Origin of the sequence: Arthrobacter sp. RIT-PI-e, from assembly GCF_001187915.1 — a bacterium.
Lineage (GTDB): Bacteria > Actinomycetota > Actinomycetes > Actinomycetales > Micrococcaceae > Arthrobacter_D.
In genome coordinates, this window is the sequence record NZ_LGIU01000093.1 from 1 (window position 1) to 17,376 (window position 17,376).

Consider the following 17,376-nt stretch of genomic DNA (forward strand, 5'->3'; position numbering starts at 1 on the left):
GGGAACCGGGCGGCGGGGCGCGGGGGCGAGGGCCCCCGGGGGAGCCACTCGGGCCACCCCGGCAGCCCCCGGCCCACCGGTGTCTGTTGCAGCATCCCCTCGCCCACGAGGATCCCCCAGGCGGAGCCCCCGGGTTCCCGCCACGGCAGGTCCCGGGCCTGCGCCGCGAACCAGTCCGTGAGCCGGGTGTGGAGACCACCGAGGGCCCCGGGCCCGGGCGGAGGAGGGGCGGTCCCGGTGCGGTCGAGGGCAGGGCCGCCGGGCAGGGTGGTGCCGGTGCGCTCGGAATCCCGAGGCTCGGACGTGGGACGATCGGGATTCACGGGGTCTCCTGGAGGACGGACGGCTTTACTCTACCCATCGGGGTGCCCCCGGGAGGAACGGGGGAGGACGTCCGTATAGCCTTGGGGGATGGCATCAGCGGACGGTCCCGGTACAGGTGGGCGCACGGACGGCAGGCGGGGCACCAGCCCTGCCGTGTACCGACGGCGGAGACTGGCCGTGGGCGTCCTCGCGCTGCTGGTGATCGCGGCGCTCGTCGTGGGTGCCGTCCTCCTCGGAGGGCTCCTGGGCCGCAGCGCGGAGGCGGGCCCCGCCGCGCCCACCACGGCTCCGGCGGCGGAGCCGGGTCCTGATCCCTCGACGGCCCCGCCGACGACCGCGGCCCCGACGACGCCGGCTCCGACACCGGTGCCGTCGACCGCTCCTCCCTCGACCGCCGCACCCACGGCCTCGAGCGCCGCCACCGCGCAGCCGTCGTCGACCCCGGGCGACACCTGCGGGCCCAGCGCGGTGACGCTCCGCGCGGAGACGGACAGGGAGAGCTACGCGCCGGGGGAGACGCCGGTGCTGTACCTCCTGGTCAGCAACGAGTCGGACACGCCCTGCACCGTCAACGTGGGGACCTCCCAGATGGAGTTCGTCCTCACCCTCGACGACGAGCGCGTGTTCTCCTCCACGGACTGCCAGGACGGCTCGCAGGACCTGGAGATGACCATCGAACCGGGCGGTGAGGAACGTGCCACCTTCGAGTGGGCCCGGAACCGGACCGTTCCCGGCTGCGAGGCCGTGGGCGAGGAGGCCGCCGAGGGCACCTACAGCCTCGTCACGCGGCTCGGCGCACGCAGCAGCGATCCGGTGACCTTCACGCTCTCCTGACGCGGACCCTCCACGGGTCGATCGGGAACCGGCCGGTCTAGAGGAAGCGGTCCAGGAGGCTCGTCTCGGCGATCCGGGAGAGCCCCTCGCGCACCGTGCGGGCCCGCTGCTCCCCGATGCCGTCCACCGCCATGAGGTCCTCGATGTTGGCGGCCATGAGATTCTGCAGCCCGTCGAAGTGGTCCACGAGCCGGTTCGCGACGGCCGGCGGGACGGCCTTGATCCCGGAGAGCAGACGGTACCCCTTCGGCTGGACGACCGCCTCCAGCGAGTCGACGGACGGGTTGAAGCCCAGGACGCTCGCGATGGTCCCGAGGTCGATCAGATCCGCGGAGCTGAAGTTCTGCAGGGAGGCCACACGGTCCTCCAGCGGGATCCTGCCGGATCCGGGGTGCATGTAGTCGCGCAGCACCATCTCGCTGCCGGGACCCAGCCCCGTGGTGAGCTCCTCCACCTGGAGCGACAGGAGCCGACCGTCCACCCCGAGTTCCAGGACGTACTGCGAGATCTCCTCCGAGATCCTGCGCACCATCTCCTGGCGCTGCAGCGTCACCGCGACGTCACGCACGGTCACCATGGCCTCGATCTCCAGTGCGGAGAGCGAGTTGGTGACCTGGTCCAGCCGGGCCCGGTACCGTTCCAGGGTCGCCAGCGCCTGGTTCGCACGGGCGAGCACCGGTTCCGAACCCTCCAGCACGTGCCGCAGGCCGTCGATGTAGAGGGCGATGATCTGCATGGACTGGCTGACGCTGATCACCGGTAGACCGGTCTGCTTGGCCACGCGCTCCGCGGTGCGGTGCCGGGTACCCGATTCCTGGGTCTCGATGGTGTGGTCCGGGACCAGCTGGACCGCCGCCCGGAGGATCTGGCTCGCGTCCTTGTCGCAGACGATCGCACCGTCCATCTTGGCGAGCTCGCGCAGGCGGGTGGGCGAGAACTCGATGCCGATCTCGAACCCGCCGGAGCAGATCGAGGTGACCGTACGGTCCGAGCCGAGCACGATCAGCGCCCCGGTGCGGCCCCGGAGGATCCGTTCGAGACCGTCCCGCAGCTGCGTTCCCGGGGCTACCCTGGCGAGAGTGGCTTTGAGTGAGTCCTCCGGACTGCGAACCATGGGCCCATCCTTTCACCGCCCGCGCTACGAGTGGCCCGGCGCGATCGGGCGTCCGCGGCCGGATCCCGGACGGCGGACAGTGGCGTCGGAAATATCCGCGCAACTGCATCCAATACTAGTGCGGGCGGAACTCCTCCCCCGAACCACGGTCGTCGCGGCACGTCATGGGGCCGAGCACGGGTACATTCCTCCACCGGTATGCGGGAGCCCGCGCGCCCGGGACCGCTCAGAACAGGAGCGCCAGCGCCTCCGCGAGGGTGGAGACCTCCCGCACCGAGAACCCCTTGGGAACCGGCCCGGTACCTCCCGGGGAGGCGGGCACGATCGCATGGGTGAAACCGAGGCGCTCGGCCTCCTGGATGCGTCTGCTGATCCCGGGGACGGGGCGCACCTCACCCGCCAGCCCCACCTCACCGAACGCGATCAGCCGACCAGGGAGCGGGGAGTCCGTCTTCGCCGACGCGATGGCCAGAGCCACGGCGAGATCGGTGGCGGGCTCGCTCAGCCGCACCCCGCCCACCGTCGCCACGTAGCTGTCGTCCTTGTGCAGGCTGACCGAGGCGCGGCTCTGCAGCACCGCCAGCAGCATGGCCACACGGGAACTGTCGAGTCCGCTCGTGGCCCGCCTCGGCTGCGAGTTGGGTGACTCGGCGAGCAACGCCTGCACCTCCGCGAGCAGCGGCCGGCGGCCCTCGAGGGTCACCGTGATGCAGGTACCGGAGACGGGATCCTTGGTCCGCGAGACGAAGAGCCCGCTGGGATCGGCGAGGCCCTCGATCCCGCCGTCGGTGAGATCGAAGCACCCCACCTCGTCCGTGGGCCCGTAACGGTTCTTCACGGCCCGCAGCAGGCGGAGCCGCGAGTGGCGCTCGCCCTCGAACTGGCACACCACGTCCACCAGGTGCTCCAGCAGCCGCGGACCGGCGATCGAGCCGTCCTTGGTCACGTGGCCAACCAGCAGGGTGGTCATACCGCGCGCCTTCGCGGCGCCGATGAGCGACGCCGCCACCTCGCGCACCTGCGTGACCCCGCCCGCGCTGCCCTCCACCGCGGCACTGCTGAGCGTCTGCACGGAGTCCACGATCAGCAGGGAGGGGTCGAGCTTCTCCACCTGACCCAGCGCCTGCCCGAGGTCCGTCTCCGCACTGAGGTACAGGGAATCGGCCACGGCGTCGATCCGGTCAGCACGGAGCTTGACCTGCGCCGCGGACTCCTCGCCCGTGACGTAGAGGACGTCCTTGCCGAGGCGGGCCACACGGGCTGCCACGTCCAGCAGGAGAGTCGACTTGCCCACCCCGGGTTCGCCGGCCATGAGGATCACCGCACCGGGGACCAGGCCGCCGCCGAGCACGCGGTCCAGCTCGTCGATCTTCGTGGGCTGGTACCCGGAGAGGGTCGCGTCCACCTCGGCGATCCGGCGGGCAGGGGTGGTGACGGCGCTCGCCGTCGTCGTCCGGGCCACCACCTGGCCGGTCTCCTCCACCGTGCCCCAGGCCTGGCACTCGCCGCAGCGGCCCACCCACTTGGCGGTGGTCCACCCGCATTCCGCGCACCGGAAGCTCGGTGTGTTGCTGCGGTTCGCGCGTGCGGTGGAGGTCTTCGTGGCCATGGCATCAGGCTACCGGCGGCTACCGACAGGATCAGGTGGCGGCAGGACCGGGAACCGGGCTCAGAGCCGGGGGAGGTAGGCCGCAGCGTCCTCGTGCGGGAGACCGGTCGCCTCGAGGAGGTCCACCACGAGGGGGCGCAGCAGCAGCACGAGCCCCTCACCCTCCAGGCGGCTGATGTGCAGGGTGTCGGGGTGGAGTCCCGTGGCCACGGCGGCGAGGTCGTCCCGCGCCTGCCGCAGGTTGAGCCGGCGCTCGGCGGGATCCCGCGCGGAGAGGGCGCGACCGAGCACGAGCACCGCGTCCGAGATCTCCTCGAGCGTGTGGCCGAGGTTCTCCACGGCGTCGTCCGTGAGGGCGGTGTGGTTGATCGCCGAGGTGAGCCGGCGCGAGAAGACGCGGCTGTTCCGGATCGCCAGGTCGATCGACTCCACCGCCTCCCGGAGGGAGACGAGCTCACCGCGGTGGCGCCGGTGGACGGGGGAGATGGTAGCGACCTCCTGGGCCGCGCGCATGCTGCCCGTGAGGGAGTCGAGCTGCCCCTGGCAGTTCCGCGCCCGGACCAGCGCGTGCCAGGCGAGGGTGGAATCGCTCCCGCGCAGCGCCGTCGCACACTCGCGCAGCACGCCGGAGAGCTCGCCGAGCAACCCTCGCACGTCGACCTTGGGTTCGCGGCGGGGGTCCCGTGGCAGCAGCATGGTGACCGCGAGGGCGAAGAGCCCGCCCACGATCGCGTCGACGCTGCGCGTGAACGGCCCGCCGTCCGGGATGGGGAGCAGCACCACGAGGAGGGACTGCAGTCCCAGCTGCGTGGTGAAGATGGTCCCACTGTCCAGGAAGCGCGCCAGCAGGATGGAGATGAACAGCACGACGGCGGCCTGCCACAGCCCGGTGCCGAAGAAGGTGAGCAGCAGGTCACCCACCGAGATCCCGAGGGTGCAGCCGATGGCCACCTCGAGCACGCGGCGGAGGCGGGGATCCCTCGAGAAGCCGAGCGAGATCATCGACGACGTCGCCGCGAACAGGGGGCCGTTGTGCCCGAGCACCACTTCCGCGAACGCGTAGGCCCCCACGGCGCAGACGGTCATCTGCAGTGCCGGCACCAGGGAGTTCGAGCTGCGCCTGAAGCCGATCCTCGACCGCTTGCGGACGAAGGCGAGGACGATGGAGAGTCCCTGGCGCGGCGTCATCCTGTCAGTGTAGGAGGAACTGTCCCGGCACGGTGCGAGTGGTCCCCAGGTGGCGAACCACCGGTCAACCGGACGATGGACCTGCGCTGTTCACCTTCCGTTCATGTCCCTTGGTCAGTCTCTTCACCTGCACTACCTACCTTCGGAGGTGTACGCCGACGCGTACTACTTTCTACCGTGTGCCACCGGCACACCGCTGAACACATCCCTGGAAGGGGCAAAATCTCGTGAAGGCTCTTCGCTTCGGCCGTGCTGCGGCAGTCATCTCCGTGGCCGCGCTGGCGCTGACCGCTTGTGGTTCCGACAACGCGACCGGTGAACCGGCCCCGGGCAACGGTTCGGCCGCACCGTCCGAGATGGGCGCCGCGGTCTCCGGCACCCTGACCGGGATCGGTGCCTCGTCGCAGAACTCGGCCATGGAGGCCTGGCGTGCCGGGTTCCAGTCCCTGAACCCCGATGCCATGGTGCAGTACTCCCCGGACGGCTCCGGCGCGGGCCGGAAGGCGTTCCTCAGCGGTGGCGCCCAGTTCGCCGGTTCGGACGCCTACCTCAGCGAGGAGGAGCTGACCTCGGCCATGGAGGTGTGCGGTCCGGACGGCGCGATCGACATCCCCGCCTACATCTCCCCGATCGCCATCGCCTTCAACGTGGGTGACATCTCCGGTCTGAACCTGGACGCGCCGACCATCGCGCAGATCTTCAAGGGTGAGATCACCACCTGGAACGACCCCGCGATCGCGGACCAGAACGAGGGCGTGGACCTCCCCGACACCCCGATCACCGTGGTGCACCGCTCGGACGAGTCCGGTACCACCGAGAACTTCACCGAGTACCTCGCCGCCGCGGCTCCCGAGGACTGGACCGACGAGGCGAGCGGCACGTGGCCCACGGCGTACCAGTCCGAGAACGCCAAGGGCACCTCCGGCGTGGTCCAGACCGTCACCACCACCGACGGCGCCATCACCTACGCGGATGCCTCCGCCGTCGGTTCGCTCGGCAAGGCCCTGGTCAAGGTCGGTGAGGAGTACACCGAGCTCAGTCCCGAGGCGGCCGCCCGTGCGGTGGACGTCGCGACCCCGGTCGCCGACCGCTCCGAGAACGACCTCGCGCTCGATCTCCAGCGCGACACCACCGAGTCCGGTGCCTACCCCGTGGTCCTGATCAGCTACCACGTCTACTGCACCACCTACGACAACCAGGAGACCGTGGACCTCGTCAAGGCCTTCGGGTCCTACGTGGTCAGCGAGGACGGCCAGGCCGAGGCCGAGGCGTCGGCGGGCAGCGCCCCGCTGTCCGAGACGCTGCGCGAGCAGGCCCAGGCGGCGATCGACTCCATCGAGGTCGCGTCCTAGTAGCAACCGATCGGTCCCGTCTGGTCTCATGGAGACCGGACGGGACCGTCCGTTGTCGCGGCCGGACCCGGTGACGGCCCGTTCCCCACCTGAAATCGATCACCCGGAAGGCAAACACGTGTCAACCAATTCGCTGAAGGCCTCGACGGATCGCGGCCGTGCCGGCGACAAGATCTTCTCCGGGGTCTCGCTCGCCGCGGGTGTCCTGATCCCCGTCACCCTGTTCAGCGTCGCGATGTTCCTCGTGGTCCAGGCCCCCCCCGTCTTCCCCGCCGATCCGGAGACGGTGACCGGCGGGAAGGGATTCGCCGCCTACATCTTCCCGATCGTCGTCGGCACGATCATCGCCGCGGCGATCGCCCTGCTGATCGCCACGCCCGTGGGGATCCTGGTCGCGCTGTTCATCTCGCACTACGCACCGCGCCGGCTGGCCAGGATCTTCGGTTACGTCGTCGACCTGCTCGCCGCCATCCCGTCCGTCATCTACGGGGCATGGGGCTACCTGGTCCTGGCACCGCAGCTGTCCGGCATCTACACCTGGCTGGCGGAGAACCTCGGCTGGATCCCCCTCTTCGAGGGCCCGGCGAGCCAGACCGGCAAGACCATCCTCACGGCCGGCATAGTGCTCGCCGTGATGGTGATCCCGATCATCACCTCGCTCAGCCGCGAGATCTTCCTCCAGACCCCCAACCTCCACGAGGAGGCCGCTCTGGCCATGGGAGCCACCCGGTGGGAGATGGTCCGCATGGCCGTGCTGCCGTTCGCCCGCCCCGGGATCGTCAGCGCCACCATGCTGGGGCTCGGGCGCGCACTCGGCGAGACCATGGCGGTGGCCCTGGTCCTCTCACCCGGTGTCCTCTCCCCGAGTCTCATCCGCTCCGGCAACCAGACCATCGCCGCCGAGATCGCCCTGAACTTCCCCGAGGCCTTCGGCCCCCGGCTCAGCGAACTGATCGCGGCGGGTCTCGTGCTCTTCGTCATCACCCTGATCGTGAACATGATCGCCCGGATCATCATCAGCCGTCACAAAGAATTCTCGGGAGCGAACTAATGGCAGTCGATCAGAGCATCCAGCGCCGCCAGTCACAGCTCACCCGCGGCAAGCTCCCCTCCTACGCGGTCTGGGTGGTGCTCGCGGCCTCGGTGGTCCTCGGCGCAGCGCTGTCCGCCCTCATCGGCTTCAGCGTGGTGGGCTGGGCGATCATCTCCGCGGTGGTCTTCGTCCTCGCGGCGACCCTCGTCACCGCGATGGCGGAGGGCGGGCGCAAGGCCACCGACCGCCTCGTCACGTACCTCGTCTACGGTGCCTTCATCCTCGCGCTGCTCCCCCTGGTCTCGGTGCTCTGGACCGTCCTCGAGCGCGGTCTGCCCGGCCTGAGCCACAACTTCTTCTTCACCTCCATGAACGGGGTCACCGGTGCGGTGGACAACCGCGTGGTGGAGGAGGGCACGCCGGTGCTCGGCGGTGCCTACCACGCCATCATCGGCACCCTCCAGATCACCTTCTGGGCCACGTTGATCTCGGTGCCGATCGGTCTGCTCACCGCCGTGTACCTGGTGGAGTACGGTCAGGGCAGGAGCCTGACGAAGGCCATCACCTTCTTCGTGGACGTCATGACCGGCATCCCGTCCATCGTCGCCGGCCTGTTCGCGGCGGCGCTCTTCGGGCTGCTCCTCGGCCCCGGCACGCGGATGGGCTTCGTGGCCGCCGTCGCGCTCTCGGTGCTCATGATCCCCGTGGTGGTGCGCTCCACGGAGGAGATGCTGAAGATCGTGCCCAACGAGCTGCGCGAGGCCTCCTACGCGCTCGGTGTGCGCAAGTGGCGCACCATCACCCGGGTGGTCATCCCGACGGCGATCTCGGGCATCGCCTCCGGGGTCACGCTGTCGATCGCCCGCGTGATCGGCGAGACGGCGCCCATCCTGGTGACCGCCGGCTTCGCCACCTCGATCAACTGGGGTGTGTTCAGCGGGTGGATGAGCTCGCTGCCCACCTACATCTACTACCAGATCCTCACCCCCACCTCGCCCACCTCACCGGATCCGAGCACCCAGCGCGCCTGGGCGGCGGCACTGCTGCTGATCGTGATGGTGATGATCCTGAACCTCGTGGCCCGCTTCATCGCCGGCCTGTTCGCCCCCAAGACCAGCCGCTGAGCACCCGCTGACCATCCGCGGTAACAATCGATAAGGAAGCAATGTCCAAGCGAATCGACGTCAAGGACCTCAACGTCTACTACAGCAAGTTCCTTGCGGTGGAGGACGTCAACATCAACATCGAAGCACGTTCGGTGACGGCGTTCATCGGACCCTCAGGGTGCGGCAAGTCCACGTTCCTCCGCACGCTCAACCGGATGCACGAGGTGATCCCCGGTGCCCGCGTGGAGGGCGAGGTGCTCCTGGACGGCGACAACCTCTACGACTCCGCGGTGGACCCCGTGACCGTCCGCAGCCAGATCGGGATGGTGTTCCAGCGGCCCAACCCCTTCCCCACCATGTCCATCCGGGACAACGTGCTGGCCGGGGTGAAGCTCAACAACAAGCGCATCAGCAGGTCGGACGCCGACGCGCTGGTGGAGAAGTCGCTGCGGGGCGCGAACCTGTGGAACGAGGTCAAGGACCGCCTCGGGCGTCCCGGCTCGGGTCTCTCCGGTGGTCAGCAGCAGCGGCTCTGCATCGCGCGCGCCATCGCCGTGTCCCCGCAGGTGATCCTGATGGACGAGCCGTGCTCGGCGCTGGACCCCATCTCCACGCTCGCGATCGAGGACCTGATCAACGAGCTGAAGGCCGAGTACACCGTGGTGATCGTGACCCACAACATGCAGCAGGCCGCCCGTGTCTCGGACCGGACCGCGTTCTTCAACATCGCCGGGACCGGCAAGCCGGGGAAGCTGATCGAGTACAGCGACACCACCACCATCTTCAACAACCCGGTCCAGAAGGCCACGGAGGACTACGTCTCCGGCCGCTTCGGGTAGACAGCACCCCACACCCGGCGGGCAGGCACGAGCACGACGGCGGCCCCCGCGGGCGGGGCCGCCGCCGGCGTCCCTGCCCCGCCTACAGCAGCGGGCTGACGGCCAGGAGGAAGACGGCGCCGAGGAGCGCCGTCACCGGGGCCGTGCCGAGCCAGACGGCGAGGATGGCCGCCACGCGCGGCCGTTCCACCGACGCGAACCGCTGGTTGGCGCCGGCCCCCACGATCGCCGAGGTCATCGTGTGGCTGCTCGAGAGGGGCAGGTGCAGCGAGATCGCGCCGAGGAAGAGCATCACCGAACTGACCCCCTGGGCCGCCATGCCGCGCAGCGGGTCGATGCTCACCAGCCGGTTGCCGAGGGTATGCGTGATGCGCCAGCCGCCGAACAGTGATCCGGCGGCGAGCAGCACGGCGGCGAAGAGCTGCACCCACAGGGGCATGCTGGAACCGGTGGCGTACCCGGAGCCCACGAGTGCCAGGAGGACCACGGCCATGGTGCGCTGGCCGTCCTGGAGGCCGTGACCCAGCGCGAAGGCTCCCGCGAGCACCGACTGCCCCATGCGGTTCCTCCGGTTCACGCTGGCGGGGGACCTGTGCCGCAGCAGCCAGGTGGCGGGGAACACGGCGAGATACGCCAGGACGAAGGCGATGACCGGCGAGATCAGGAGCGGGAGTGCGATCTGGAGCAGGAGGGCCTGGGTCACGCCCTCCGTCACAGGACCGTGGGTCAGCTGCGACGCCCCGCCGGCGCCGATCACCCCGCCGAGGAGGGCATGCGTGGAGGACGACGGTTTCCCGTGGTACCAGGTGAGCACCCCCCACAGGCCGGCGGCCCCCAGTGCTGCGAGGAGGATCCCGAGTCCCGTGGTGCCGGAGGGCAGCCCGACCCCCAGATCGGTGAGGAACAGCGCCAGAGAGGTGCTCAGCAGCACCCCCACCAGGCTGAAGGCGGAGGCGAGCAGCACGGCGATCGTGGGCGTGAGGGCGCGGGTGCGTACCGCGGTGGCCACCGAGTTGGAGACGTCGTGGAAGCCGTTCAGAAAGGCGAACCCGCCGGCGGCGACGATCACCGCACCGAGGAGGAAGGGCTCCACCTACGATTCCTTGACGAGGATGCTGCCCACCTGCGTCGCGACCCTCCGGAGGTCCTTCGTCACGCCGACCAGCTGGTCGGCCACGTCACGGTGCCGCGCGTAGACCAGGGGCTTGTGATCGTCCAGGAGCTCCGCGCACCAGCTCCGATGGGTGCGCTCGGCCCGTCTGGAGAGCCGGAGGATCTCGATCCAGTACTCCTCGAGGTCCTCCATGGAGTTCAGCCGCTGCATAGCGGCGGTGGTGAGCTCGGCCTGCCTGCTGATGACCTCGAGCTGGTCCGCGGCGCGCCGGCTCAGTTTGTTCAGCTTGTAGAGGGCTATCAGCTCGCCGGCGCCGTCCAGCGTCTCGATCGCCTCGTTCAGCAGACGGGACAGCGCGTAGAGGTCCTCACGCGGCAGGGGGTTCACGAAGGATGTGCGCATGGAGGTCAGCAGCGCGAAGTGCAGATCGGTGGAGGCCGATTCGTGCTGGTGCAGTTCCTCGGAGAGGCGGTCGTACTCCTGCGGGGAGGCCCCGAGGATCGCCGACATGGTCCCCACTCCGAGCACCAGCTGCTGGGCCATCCTGGCGAGCAGTTCCAGCCCGGCATGCTCCTGCGGGAAGAGGCGTAGTCTCACGGGGTCTTCCTCGGAGGGTCTGATGGGGACGGCGGTGTTCCGACCATCATGACGGCTGCCGAAGAACGAAGTAGTGGCGTCGAACCGGGAGCGCCTCTCGGCGGAAGGCCGCTCGGAGCGGCTGAGTGTTGAAGCCCGGGGGTTCCACGGTCCGACGCCGGATTAAGTCTTGCCCGCACCGCACACGCTGTCAACACGAGCTGTGCCGGGCTGCTCAGTCGAGCTCCCCGAGCCGCCACGACGCCGCCGCCTGCTCGAGGTCCTCCGCGGTGCGGATCAGCTGCTGCGAGTTCCTCGTCAGTTTCGAGGCGTGGAGCTCGTTGGACGGTTCCGCGGCGTCCGCGTGGTTCGCCTGTCCCAGCGCCACCACACGGCAGAAGGCCGCGAAGCGCTCCAGGGCGACGTCGAACTCGCCCTCGAACGCACCGGAGAGGATGGTGTCCGCCATGAGGTTCATCTCCTCAGCCCCGGGCGGCTCGGCGACGCCGGCAACCACCTGCGAGACCTGGGCCACCTCCTTGCCGGAGGCGAAGAACGCGGCGATCCGCTCGGGGTTCTGCTGGGTGGCGGCGCGCAGCGCGTACAGCCTCCAGAGGGCTCCGGGCAGGGACCGCGCGGGGCTCTCGGCCCAGAGCTCGGCGATCGCCTCGAGACCCTGGCGGTCCGCGAGTTCCACGAGCCTGCGCGTCACGGCCGGGTCGTCGGCCTCGCGTCCGTGGTGCACGAGGGCGTGCGCGGCCAGGTGCGCCGCCTCGGACACCCGTGAGGGGTCCACTCCTCCCGCGAAGACCTCGAAGTCGGCGGGGCTGAACGGCTTCGGCTTGTGGGGGCGTGGGGTCCTGTTGGTGTAGTCGCCATCCATGCAACGAGGATACTCCCGCCGGAATCGCCGCCGCGAAGCTCCGCCGGTCGCGTATCGGGTCCGACCACCGGGGTCCGCGCTGCGTCCGGTCCCTGCGTCCGGTCCCTGTTCCAGGGGTGTGTGCGATAAAGTGGGCGGGTCATCGCCCGGGCCGGTGGTTCCCCATGGAACCGCCGACTGCCGAGCAGTGATGTGGGCCCTTAGCTCAGTTGGCTAGAGCAATGGACTTTTAATCCGTGGGTCGTGGGTTCGAGCCCCACAGGGCCCACAGCAGCCGGAGCCCCAGGACCCGTCCCGGGCTCCGGCTCTCCCGACGGGCACGGACCCCGGTCAACCCGAGACGCTGTGCACCACGAACGCGGTGAGGAACCCGAGCGCGGCGATCAGACCGGTGAACATGTGCTGGCGTTCGAAGGCCTCCGGGATCATCGTGTCCGCCACCATCGCGAGGATGGCGCCGGCGGCGATCGCCGTGATGAAGGCGATGGTCCCCCCGGAGGCGCCGTCGAGGAGGGCGTACCCGGCGAGGGCCGCGAGACCGGAGATCAGGGCGATCCCACCCCACAGGCCGAAGACGTAGCGGGAGCTGCGGTGCGAGTTCTTCATGCCTGCGGTGCTGGAGAGTCCCTCGGGCACGTTGGAGATGAAGATGGCCACGAGCACGGCGGGGTTGACGGCGCCACCGGCCACGAGTCCGAGCCCCAGCACTACCGATTCGGGAATGCCGTCCAGGAGCGCGCCGAGGGCGATCGCGTTGCCGCTGCCGGAGTCCGAGTCCTCGGACGGCTGCTGGTTCCCCGAGCGCTTGCGGTGCTGGGCTCCCCTGCGGGACAGGAGGGCGTTCGCGCCCACGTAGGTGACGGCACCCACGAGGAAGCCGAGCGCCGTCGGCACCAGGCCCCCGGTCGCCTGCGCCTCGTCGACGAGTTCGAAGGCGAGGGCCGAGATGAGCACTCCTGCACCGAAGGCCATCACGAAGGAGACGGCGCGCGGCGGCACCTTCCACCTCCAGGCGATGGCGGATCCCACCAGCAGCGCGCCCCCGGCGACGAGGCCCCACAGGAATGCCTGCAACCACAGTGGCACGGTGTACCTCCCTCTGGGCCCTGAACCTCCCGGACCCGAACCGGACATCGGGCCGATCCGGCCGATTTCTCCAGAGGGTACATCGTGCACCGGACCGGTCGCCCGGAGCGGGATCGACCGGGCGGCCCCGCTCGTTCGTACTGGACAGAGGAAAACACCGACGTGGCTGACAGAGAGGCTTCCATGGACATCGGCGCCCTGACCGGAACCCTGATCTCCTGCGTGGTGATGGCTGCCACGGTGGCCCTGACCGCGTGGCGCGTCGATGCCGTCTCCCGAAGGAAGGGTGGGGCGGACGACTACTTCTGGGGGGTCTCGGCGGCGGTGGGGTGGTGCTCGGGGCCGGCGTGGTCGCCGGTCCCACGGGCGCTCCCGGCGCCCTGCTCGCGCTCGGTGTGGGCGTCGGCTCCGTGGTCACCGCGGCGGCCTGGTCGTCACGGCAGCACGGACGGCGGCGGGCGGGGACCGCCGCCGGGGCCTCGGCGGGCCTGCACGGGCGCCATGACGCCGCGGTGCGGGGGGGGGCGGGCCCCGCCGTCGCCCCCGCCAAGGCGATCGACTACCCGGCGATGCACGACCCCGCCAGCCCGGCCGGCCGGCCGGTCATCCGAGCCCTGCGCGCCGCACGCCTGGAGCGCGCCGACGCGGAGGGCGCCGGGACCCCGCCCCTGCGCTACACCGATGCGGTGGACGAGCTGGAACGCGCTGTCGACGAGGCGGAACAGGCGCTCGGGGTCCGGGGGGCGCCGCTTCCCCCGCCTCGCGGACGTCACCGGTCCGACCTCGAATCGTTACCTGCAGGACGGTCTCCGCGGACTCCTGGAAGCTAGGCTCAAGTTACCGAAGCGAACCATCGCGGACACCTTCGAGAACGTGACAGGACATCAGGGGAGGAACCATGCGAGGCAGCGCACTGTGCTCGGCCACCCTGCTGATCGCGTCCCTCCTCCTGGGTACGGCGCCGGTGGCAGTGGCCGATTCCGGTGACGACGCGCGGCGGATCCAGCCGATCAAGAGCCTCGGCAGTACGCAGGACGTCCGTTTCGCGACCTACAACGCCGATCTGAACCGCTCGGCCCCCGGTGAGCTCGTCCGTGATATCAGTACGCGGGACGGCCCCCAGGCGAGCGCGGCCGCCGAGCTCGTGCAGCTCAGCCGCCCCGACGTCCTGCTCCTCAACGAGTTCGACCACGATCCGGGCGGTCGGGCCGCCGAGCTGTTCAACACCGGGTACCTGGGCGTCGGGCAGAACGGGAAGCGGGCGCTGGAGTACCCCTACCTGTACACCGCCCCGGTCAACAGCGGTGTGGGTAGCGGTTTCGATCTCGACAGGGACGGCAGGGTGGGTGGTCCCGAGGACGCCCTGGGCACGGGGGCCTTCGAGGGCCAGTCGGGCATGGTGATCTACTCCAGGTACCCCATCGGCACCGAGGCCGTGCGCACGTTCCGGACCTTCCTGTGGCAGGACATGCCGGGCGCGCTCCTCCCGGACAACCCCGCCACGGAGGCCACGGGCGACTGGTACACCGAGCAGGAGCTCGCGGTCCTCCCGCTGTCCGGTACCTCCCACTGGGACGTGCCGATCAGGGTGGCGGGCAAGACCCTCCACGTGCTGGCGAGCAATCCCACGTCGGCGGCCTCCGACGGCCCGGAGCGCCGCAACGGCAGGCGCAACAGTGACGAGATCAGATTCTGGTCCGACTACGTCACCGGCGGATCCACGGCCGCGTACGTCTACGACGACGACGGCGGCACGGGCGGTCTCGGGCGCGGTGAGCGCTTCGTGGTCATGGGTGACCAGAACAGCGACCCCGAGGACGGCGGCTCCCTGGACGGCGCGATCGACCAGCTGCTCGGCCACAGGTCGGTCCAGGACCCCCTGCCCTCCTCGAAGGGCGCAGCCGAGGCCGCAGCCCTCCAGGGCGGGGCGAATGCGAACCACCGCGGGGATCCCCGGCTGCACACGGCCGACTTCGAGGACAGGTCGGCGGGCAATCTCCGCGTGGACTACGTCCTGCCGTCCCGGAACCTCCGCGTGGCGGACTCGGGGGTGTTCTGGCCGCTCCTCGGTACGCCCGGGGCCGAGCTGACAGGGATCTTCCCGTTCCCCGCGAGTGATCACCGGTTGGTGTTCGTGGACGTGACACTCGGCGGCTCGCGATCCCGGTAGTCGCAGGCGTCGGTCGGGGATACCGTTAGATGGAGCTGGCCCCGAGTTCTGCGTATGGGGGAATCGCAGAAATCGGGGCCAGCAACCTCAGTATACTTCTACGAATGCCCGACGTGTCCAATCGAAAGGTGATGATGGCGGTCACAGCGCGAGCTTTCCAGCTGTGGCGTTCCGAAGTCGCACCGGAGGACACCGTGTCCGATGTCTGCAGGGTCGCGGGCATCAAGCGCTCCACGCTCGCGCAGCAACTGGTGCGGGGCAAGGTCTCAGCCGCCACGGTCGTCCTGATCGCCCGCGGCTACGGACTCTCCCCCGTGCGGGCGCTCGCGACCTTCGAGGGGTACGAGGACCTCCCCGACGGCATCAGGGACCCCACGGACGCGGAGCTGGTCAGCCAGGTGTCCCACGTGGACATCCTCCGCCTGCTGGTGGCCCGGAGCGAGGACAGCGACGGTACGGGGACGGATCTCCTCCTCGACCTCGCGCCGCTGGTGCACCGCAACTCGGTGCGGGCCTGGATCGACGCCGTGGACCCGGGGGACCTCCGTCAGCGGCTCGCAGCCAGCACGGGCATAGCCCGCCAGAACCTCTCCGCGCAGCTCACGGCCGGACGATTGGCTCCGGCGATCGCCGTGGAGGCCGCGAGGATCGCCGGCGTGTCCCTGACGAGCGGACTCGTGGTGACGGGGCTGCTCACCGCCGAGGAGGGTGGTTGCCGCGGACGGCCGGGCCCGGGCACTGGGTGCCATGTCCGATCTGGAGCTCGTCTTCCTCGCACGGGACCGCCTCGACGTACTCGGCAAGCAGATCCGGCGTGCTGAGCTCGATGACAGCAAGGACCGCGCCATGTGGGAGAACCTGGGATGAACGCGACCACCCTCCAGTGGGTGGCGCTCGTCGCCTGCGCGGGAGGGGTGGCCCTCAGGGTCCCGGGTGCGGTGAGGGGCCGGGGACGGTTGATCTTCTCCGCCCTGGTGCTGGTCACGGTGGCCGTCGCGCTGTCCCTCGAACCGGTCTACGAGCTGGTGGACGGTGTGCTCGGCGGCGCCAATGCCGCCAATCTGGTGCTGCGCCTGACGCTCTATGCCGCGTTCCTGCTCCTCGGCGTGCGGGTGGCCGCGGCGCTGGGCTCCTCGCCCGCGCGTCGGCTGATCAGCGGATCGGCGGGCCTGGTGATCCTGGGCGGGGCTGTGGCCGCCACCGTGTACTTCTTCCTGGCGAGCGATCTGCCCTTCAGCTCCACGGGACTGAGGGCCTTCGACGAGCAACGGACGGTACGGCACTACGCCTCCCTCGGCCGGATCTATCCCGGGTACGTCGCCGCGTGCCTGGTGGTCCCCTCCGTGGCATCCGTCCTGGATCCGCACGCGCGAGTGGTTCACCGGATCGCCTCCGCCTGCCTCGCTGCGGGCTTCTTCCTGGTGGTGCTCTTCGTGGTGCTGCGGCTCCTGCCGCTCGAGTTGGGCACCTGGGACATCGTGCTGCCCTTCTCCGCCATTCTTCTCACGGTCCTGGGGCTCTGCCTGATCTGGCTGCAGCATGCGTTCAACCGGCGGGACGGTACGCGCTCCAACCCGCTGGCCTGAGGTCCGATCCCTAGGGAAGCGCTTCCCCGCGATGACGGCGTGGGAACGGACAGTGACCCAATCGTGTCCTGGGAATGTTCACGTATTCATGATGCTGTGCAAAAATAATGATTATGTAACTGCCGCTGACCGTGGGGGGTCATCGGGTGTTACCGGCAGGTGGTTGTGTTCATTAGAACGGGTGGACCCACCCACCTGTCCCGGAGTGCTGGGGACACGGAAGGGCACCATCCGCCACGTATCCACGGCGAATGGTGCCCTTGTCCGTGCGTGCTACTCGGCGGCGTCGTGGTCCGTCTCGATGATCCGGGCCAGGCTCTCCAGCGCGTCCTCGGCGCCCTCGCCCTCGGACCGCAGCACGATCACGTCGCCGTGCGAGGCTCCGAGGCTCATGAGCGAGAGGATGCTGGCCGCGTCCATGGCCTCCTCTGCCGGCTCGCCGTCCATGGCGATGGTGACCTCGAGGGGAAGCTCTCCCGCGGCCTCCGCGAAGATCGCTGCCGGACGTGCGTGGAGTCCCACGCGGCTCGCCACGGTTGCCTTACGTTCTGCCATGTTGTGC

Annotated in this window: 17 protein-coding genes, 1 tRNA gene and 1 pseudogene; 10 read left to right on the forward strand and 9 right to left on the reverse strand. The window is 69.8% G+C overall.

Features of this window, described 5'->3' with window-relative positions; all coding sequences use genetic code 11:
• Window positions 1–323, reverse strand: a pseudogene (locus AC792_RS17365) (hypothetical protein); the annotation flags it as partial.
• Window positions 324–411: 88 nt separating this feature from the next.
• Here AC792_RS17365 and AC792_RS17370 point away from each other — a divergent pair.
• Complete coding sequence (locus AC792_RS17370) at window positions 412–1,158, forward strand: hypothetical protein (protein ID WP_082177760.1); 747 nt, start codon at window positions 412–414, stop codon at window positions 1,156–1,158.
• A 37-nt stretch (window positions 1,159–1,195) separates the two neighbouring features.
• Here AC792_RS17370 and disA read toward each other — a convergent pair whose 3' ends face one another.
• The 3 genes from disA to AC792_RS13795 all read right to left on the reverse strand — a co-directional run bounded on the left by disA (window position 1,196) and on the right by AC792_RS13795 (window position 5,069).
• Entirely contained in the window at window positions 1,196–2,272 is a 1,077-nt protein-coding gene (disA, locus tag AC792_RS13785; RefSeq protein WP_049831079.1) for a DNA integrity scanning diadenylate cyclase DisA, read from the reverse strand.
• A 226-nt stretch (window positions 2,273–2,498) separates the two neighbouring features.
• Window positions 2,499–3,881, reverse strand: a complete 1,383-nt coding sequence (gene radA, locus AC792_RS13790) for a DNA repair protein RadA (RefSeq protein ID WP_049831080.1) — start codon at window positions 3,879–3,881, stop codon at window positions 2,499–2,501.
• Between the two features lie 60 nt (window positions 3,882–3,941).
• The gene (locus AC792_RS13795; protein ID WP_049831081.1) at window positions 3,942–5,069 is read right to left on the reverse strand and encodes an FUSC family protein; all 1,128 of its coding nucleotides are present in this window, start codon (window positions 5,067–5,069) and stop codon (window positions 3,942–3,944) included.
• A gap of 227 nt (window positions 5,070–5,296) precedes the next feature.
• Here AC792_RS13795 and pstS point away from each other — a divergent pair, with 227 nt between their 5' ends.
• The 4 genes from pstS to pstB all read left to right on the forward strand — a co-directional run bounded on the left by pstS (window position 5,297) and on the right by pstB (window position 9,399).
• Window positions 5,297–6,421, forward strand: coding sequence for a phosphate ABC transporter substrate-binding protein PstS (gene pstS / locus AC792_RS13800; RefSeq protein ID WP_049831082.1), 1,125 nt, complete (start codon window positions 5,297–5,299; stop codon window positions 6,419–6,421).
• Between the two features lie 118 nt (window positions 6,422–6,539).
• On the forward strand, window positions 6,540–7,472 hold the full coding sequence (gene pstC, locus AC792_RS13805) for a phosphate ABC transporter permease subunit PstC (RefSeq protein WP_049831083.1): 933 nt from the start codon (window positions 6,540–6,542) through the stop codon (window positions 7,470–7,472).
• Complete coding sequence (gene pstA, locus AC792_RS13810; RefSeq protein ID WP_049831084.1) at window positions 7,472–8,578, forward strand: phosphate ABC transporter permease PstA; 1,107 nt, start codon at window positions 7,472–7,474, stop codon at window positions 8,576–8,578. The genes pstC and pstA overlap by 1 nt, the downstream gene beginning before the upstream one ends.
• 41 nt (window positions 8,579–8,619) lie before the next feature.
• Window positions 8,620–9,399 (forward strand): phosphate ABC transporter ATP-binding protein PstB, encoded by a 780-nt coding sequence (gene pstB, locus AC792_RS13815; protein ID WP_049831085.1) that lies wholly within the window; start codon window positions 8,620–8,622, stop codon window positions 9,397–9,399.
• Between the two features lie 82 nt (window positions 9,400–9,481).
• Here the strand turns inward: pstB and AC792_RS13820 are convergent, their stop codons facing one another.
• The 3 genes from AC792_RS13820 to AC792_RS13830 form a co-directional block, all read right to left on the reverse strand.
• Window positions 9,482–10,492 carry an inorganic phosphate transporter gene (locus tag AC792_RS13820; protein WP_049831086.1) on the reverse strand — a complete coding sequence of 337 codons (1,011 nt, stop codon included), beginning with the start codon at window positions 10,490–10,492 and terminating at the stop codon, window positions 9,482–9,484.
• Window positions 10,493–11,110, reverse strand: coding sequence for a DUF47 domain-containing protein (locus tag AC792_RS13825; protein WP_049831087.1), 618 nt, complete (start codon window positions 11,108–11,110; stop codon window positions 10,493–10,495).
• 214 nt (window positions 11,111–11,324) lie between these two features.
• Complete coding sequence (locus AC792_RS13830) at window positions 11,325–11,972, reverse strand: hypothetical protein (protein WP_049831088.1); 648 nt, start codon at window positions 11,970–11,972, stop codon at window positions 11,325–11,327.
• A gap of 194 nt (window positions 11,973–12,166) precedes the next feature.
• Between AC792_RS13830 and AC792_RS13835 the strand changes: the two genes are divergently transcribed.
• Window positions 12,167–12,240 (forward strand) — tRNA-Lys (locus AC792_RS13835).
• A 62-nt stretch (window positions 12,241–12,302) separates the two neighbouring features.
• Here the strand turns inward: AC792_RS13835 and AC792_RS13840 are convergent.
• Window positions 12,303–13,058 carry a ZIP family metal transporter gene (locus AC792_RS13840; RefSeq protein ID WP_049831089.1) on the reverse strand — a complete coding sequence of 252 codons (756 nt, stop codon included), beginning with the start codon at window positions 13,056–13,058 and terminating at the stop codon, window positions 12,303–12,305.
• Between the two features lie 329 nt (window positions 13,059–13,387).
• Between AC792_RS13840 and AC792_RS13845 the strand changes: the two genes are divergently transcribed.
• From AC792_RS13845 to AC792_RS13860, 4 genes are all read left to right on the forward strand, one after another.
• Window positions 13,388–13,888 carry a hypothetical protein gene (locus AC792_RS13845; protein WP_049831090.1) on the forward strand — a complete coding sequence of 167 codons (501 nt, stop codon included), beginning with the start codon at window positions 13,388–13,390 and terminating at the stop codon, window positions 13,886–13,888.
• 68 nt (window positions 13,889–13,956) lie between these two features.
• On the forward strand, window positions 13,957–15,228 hold the full coding sequence (locus tag AC792_RS13850) for an endonuclease/exonuclease/phosphatase family protein (protein ID WP_049831091.1): 1,272 nt from the start codon (window positions 13,957–13,959) through the stop codon (window positions 15,226–15,228).
• A 113-nt stretch (window positions 15,229–15,341) separates the two neighbouring features.
• Complete coding sequence (locus tag AC792_RS13855; protein ID WP_326948305.1) at window positions 15,342–16,049, forward strand: hypothetical protein; 708 nt, start codon at window positions 15,342–15,344, stop codon at window positions 16,047–16,049.
• 42 nt (window positions 16,050–16,091) lie between these two features.
• Window positions 16,092–16,814, forward strand: a complete 723-nt coding sequence (locus tag AC792_RS13860) for a hypothetical protein (protein WP_049831092.1) — start codon at window positions 16,092–16,094, stop codon at window positions 16,812–16,814.
• Between the two features lie 273 nt (window positions 16,815–17,087).
• Here AC792_RS13860 and AC792_RS13865 read toward each other — a convergent pair whose 3' ends face one another.
• Complete coding sequence (locus AC792_RS13865; RefSeq protein WP_049831115.1) at window positions 17,088–17,369, reverse strand: HPr family phosphocarrier protein; 282 nt, start codon at window positions 17,367–17,369, stop codon at window positions 17,088–17,090.
• Window positions 17,370–17,376: the final 7 nt, after the last annotated feature.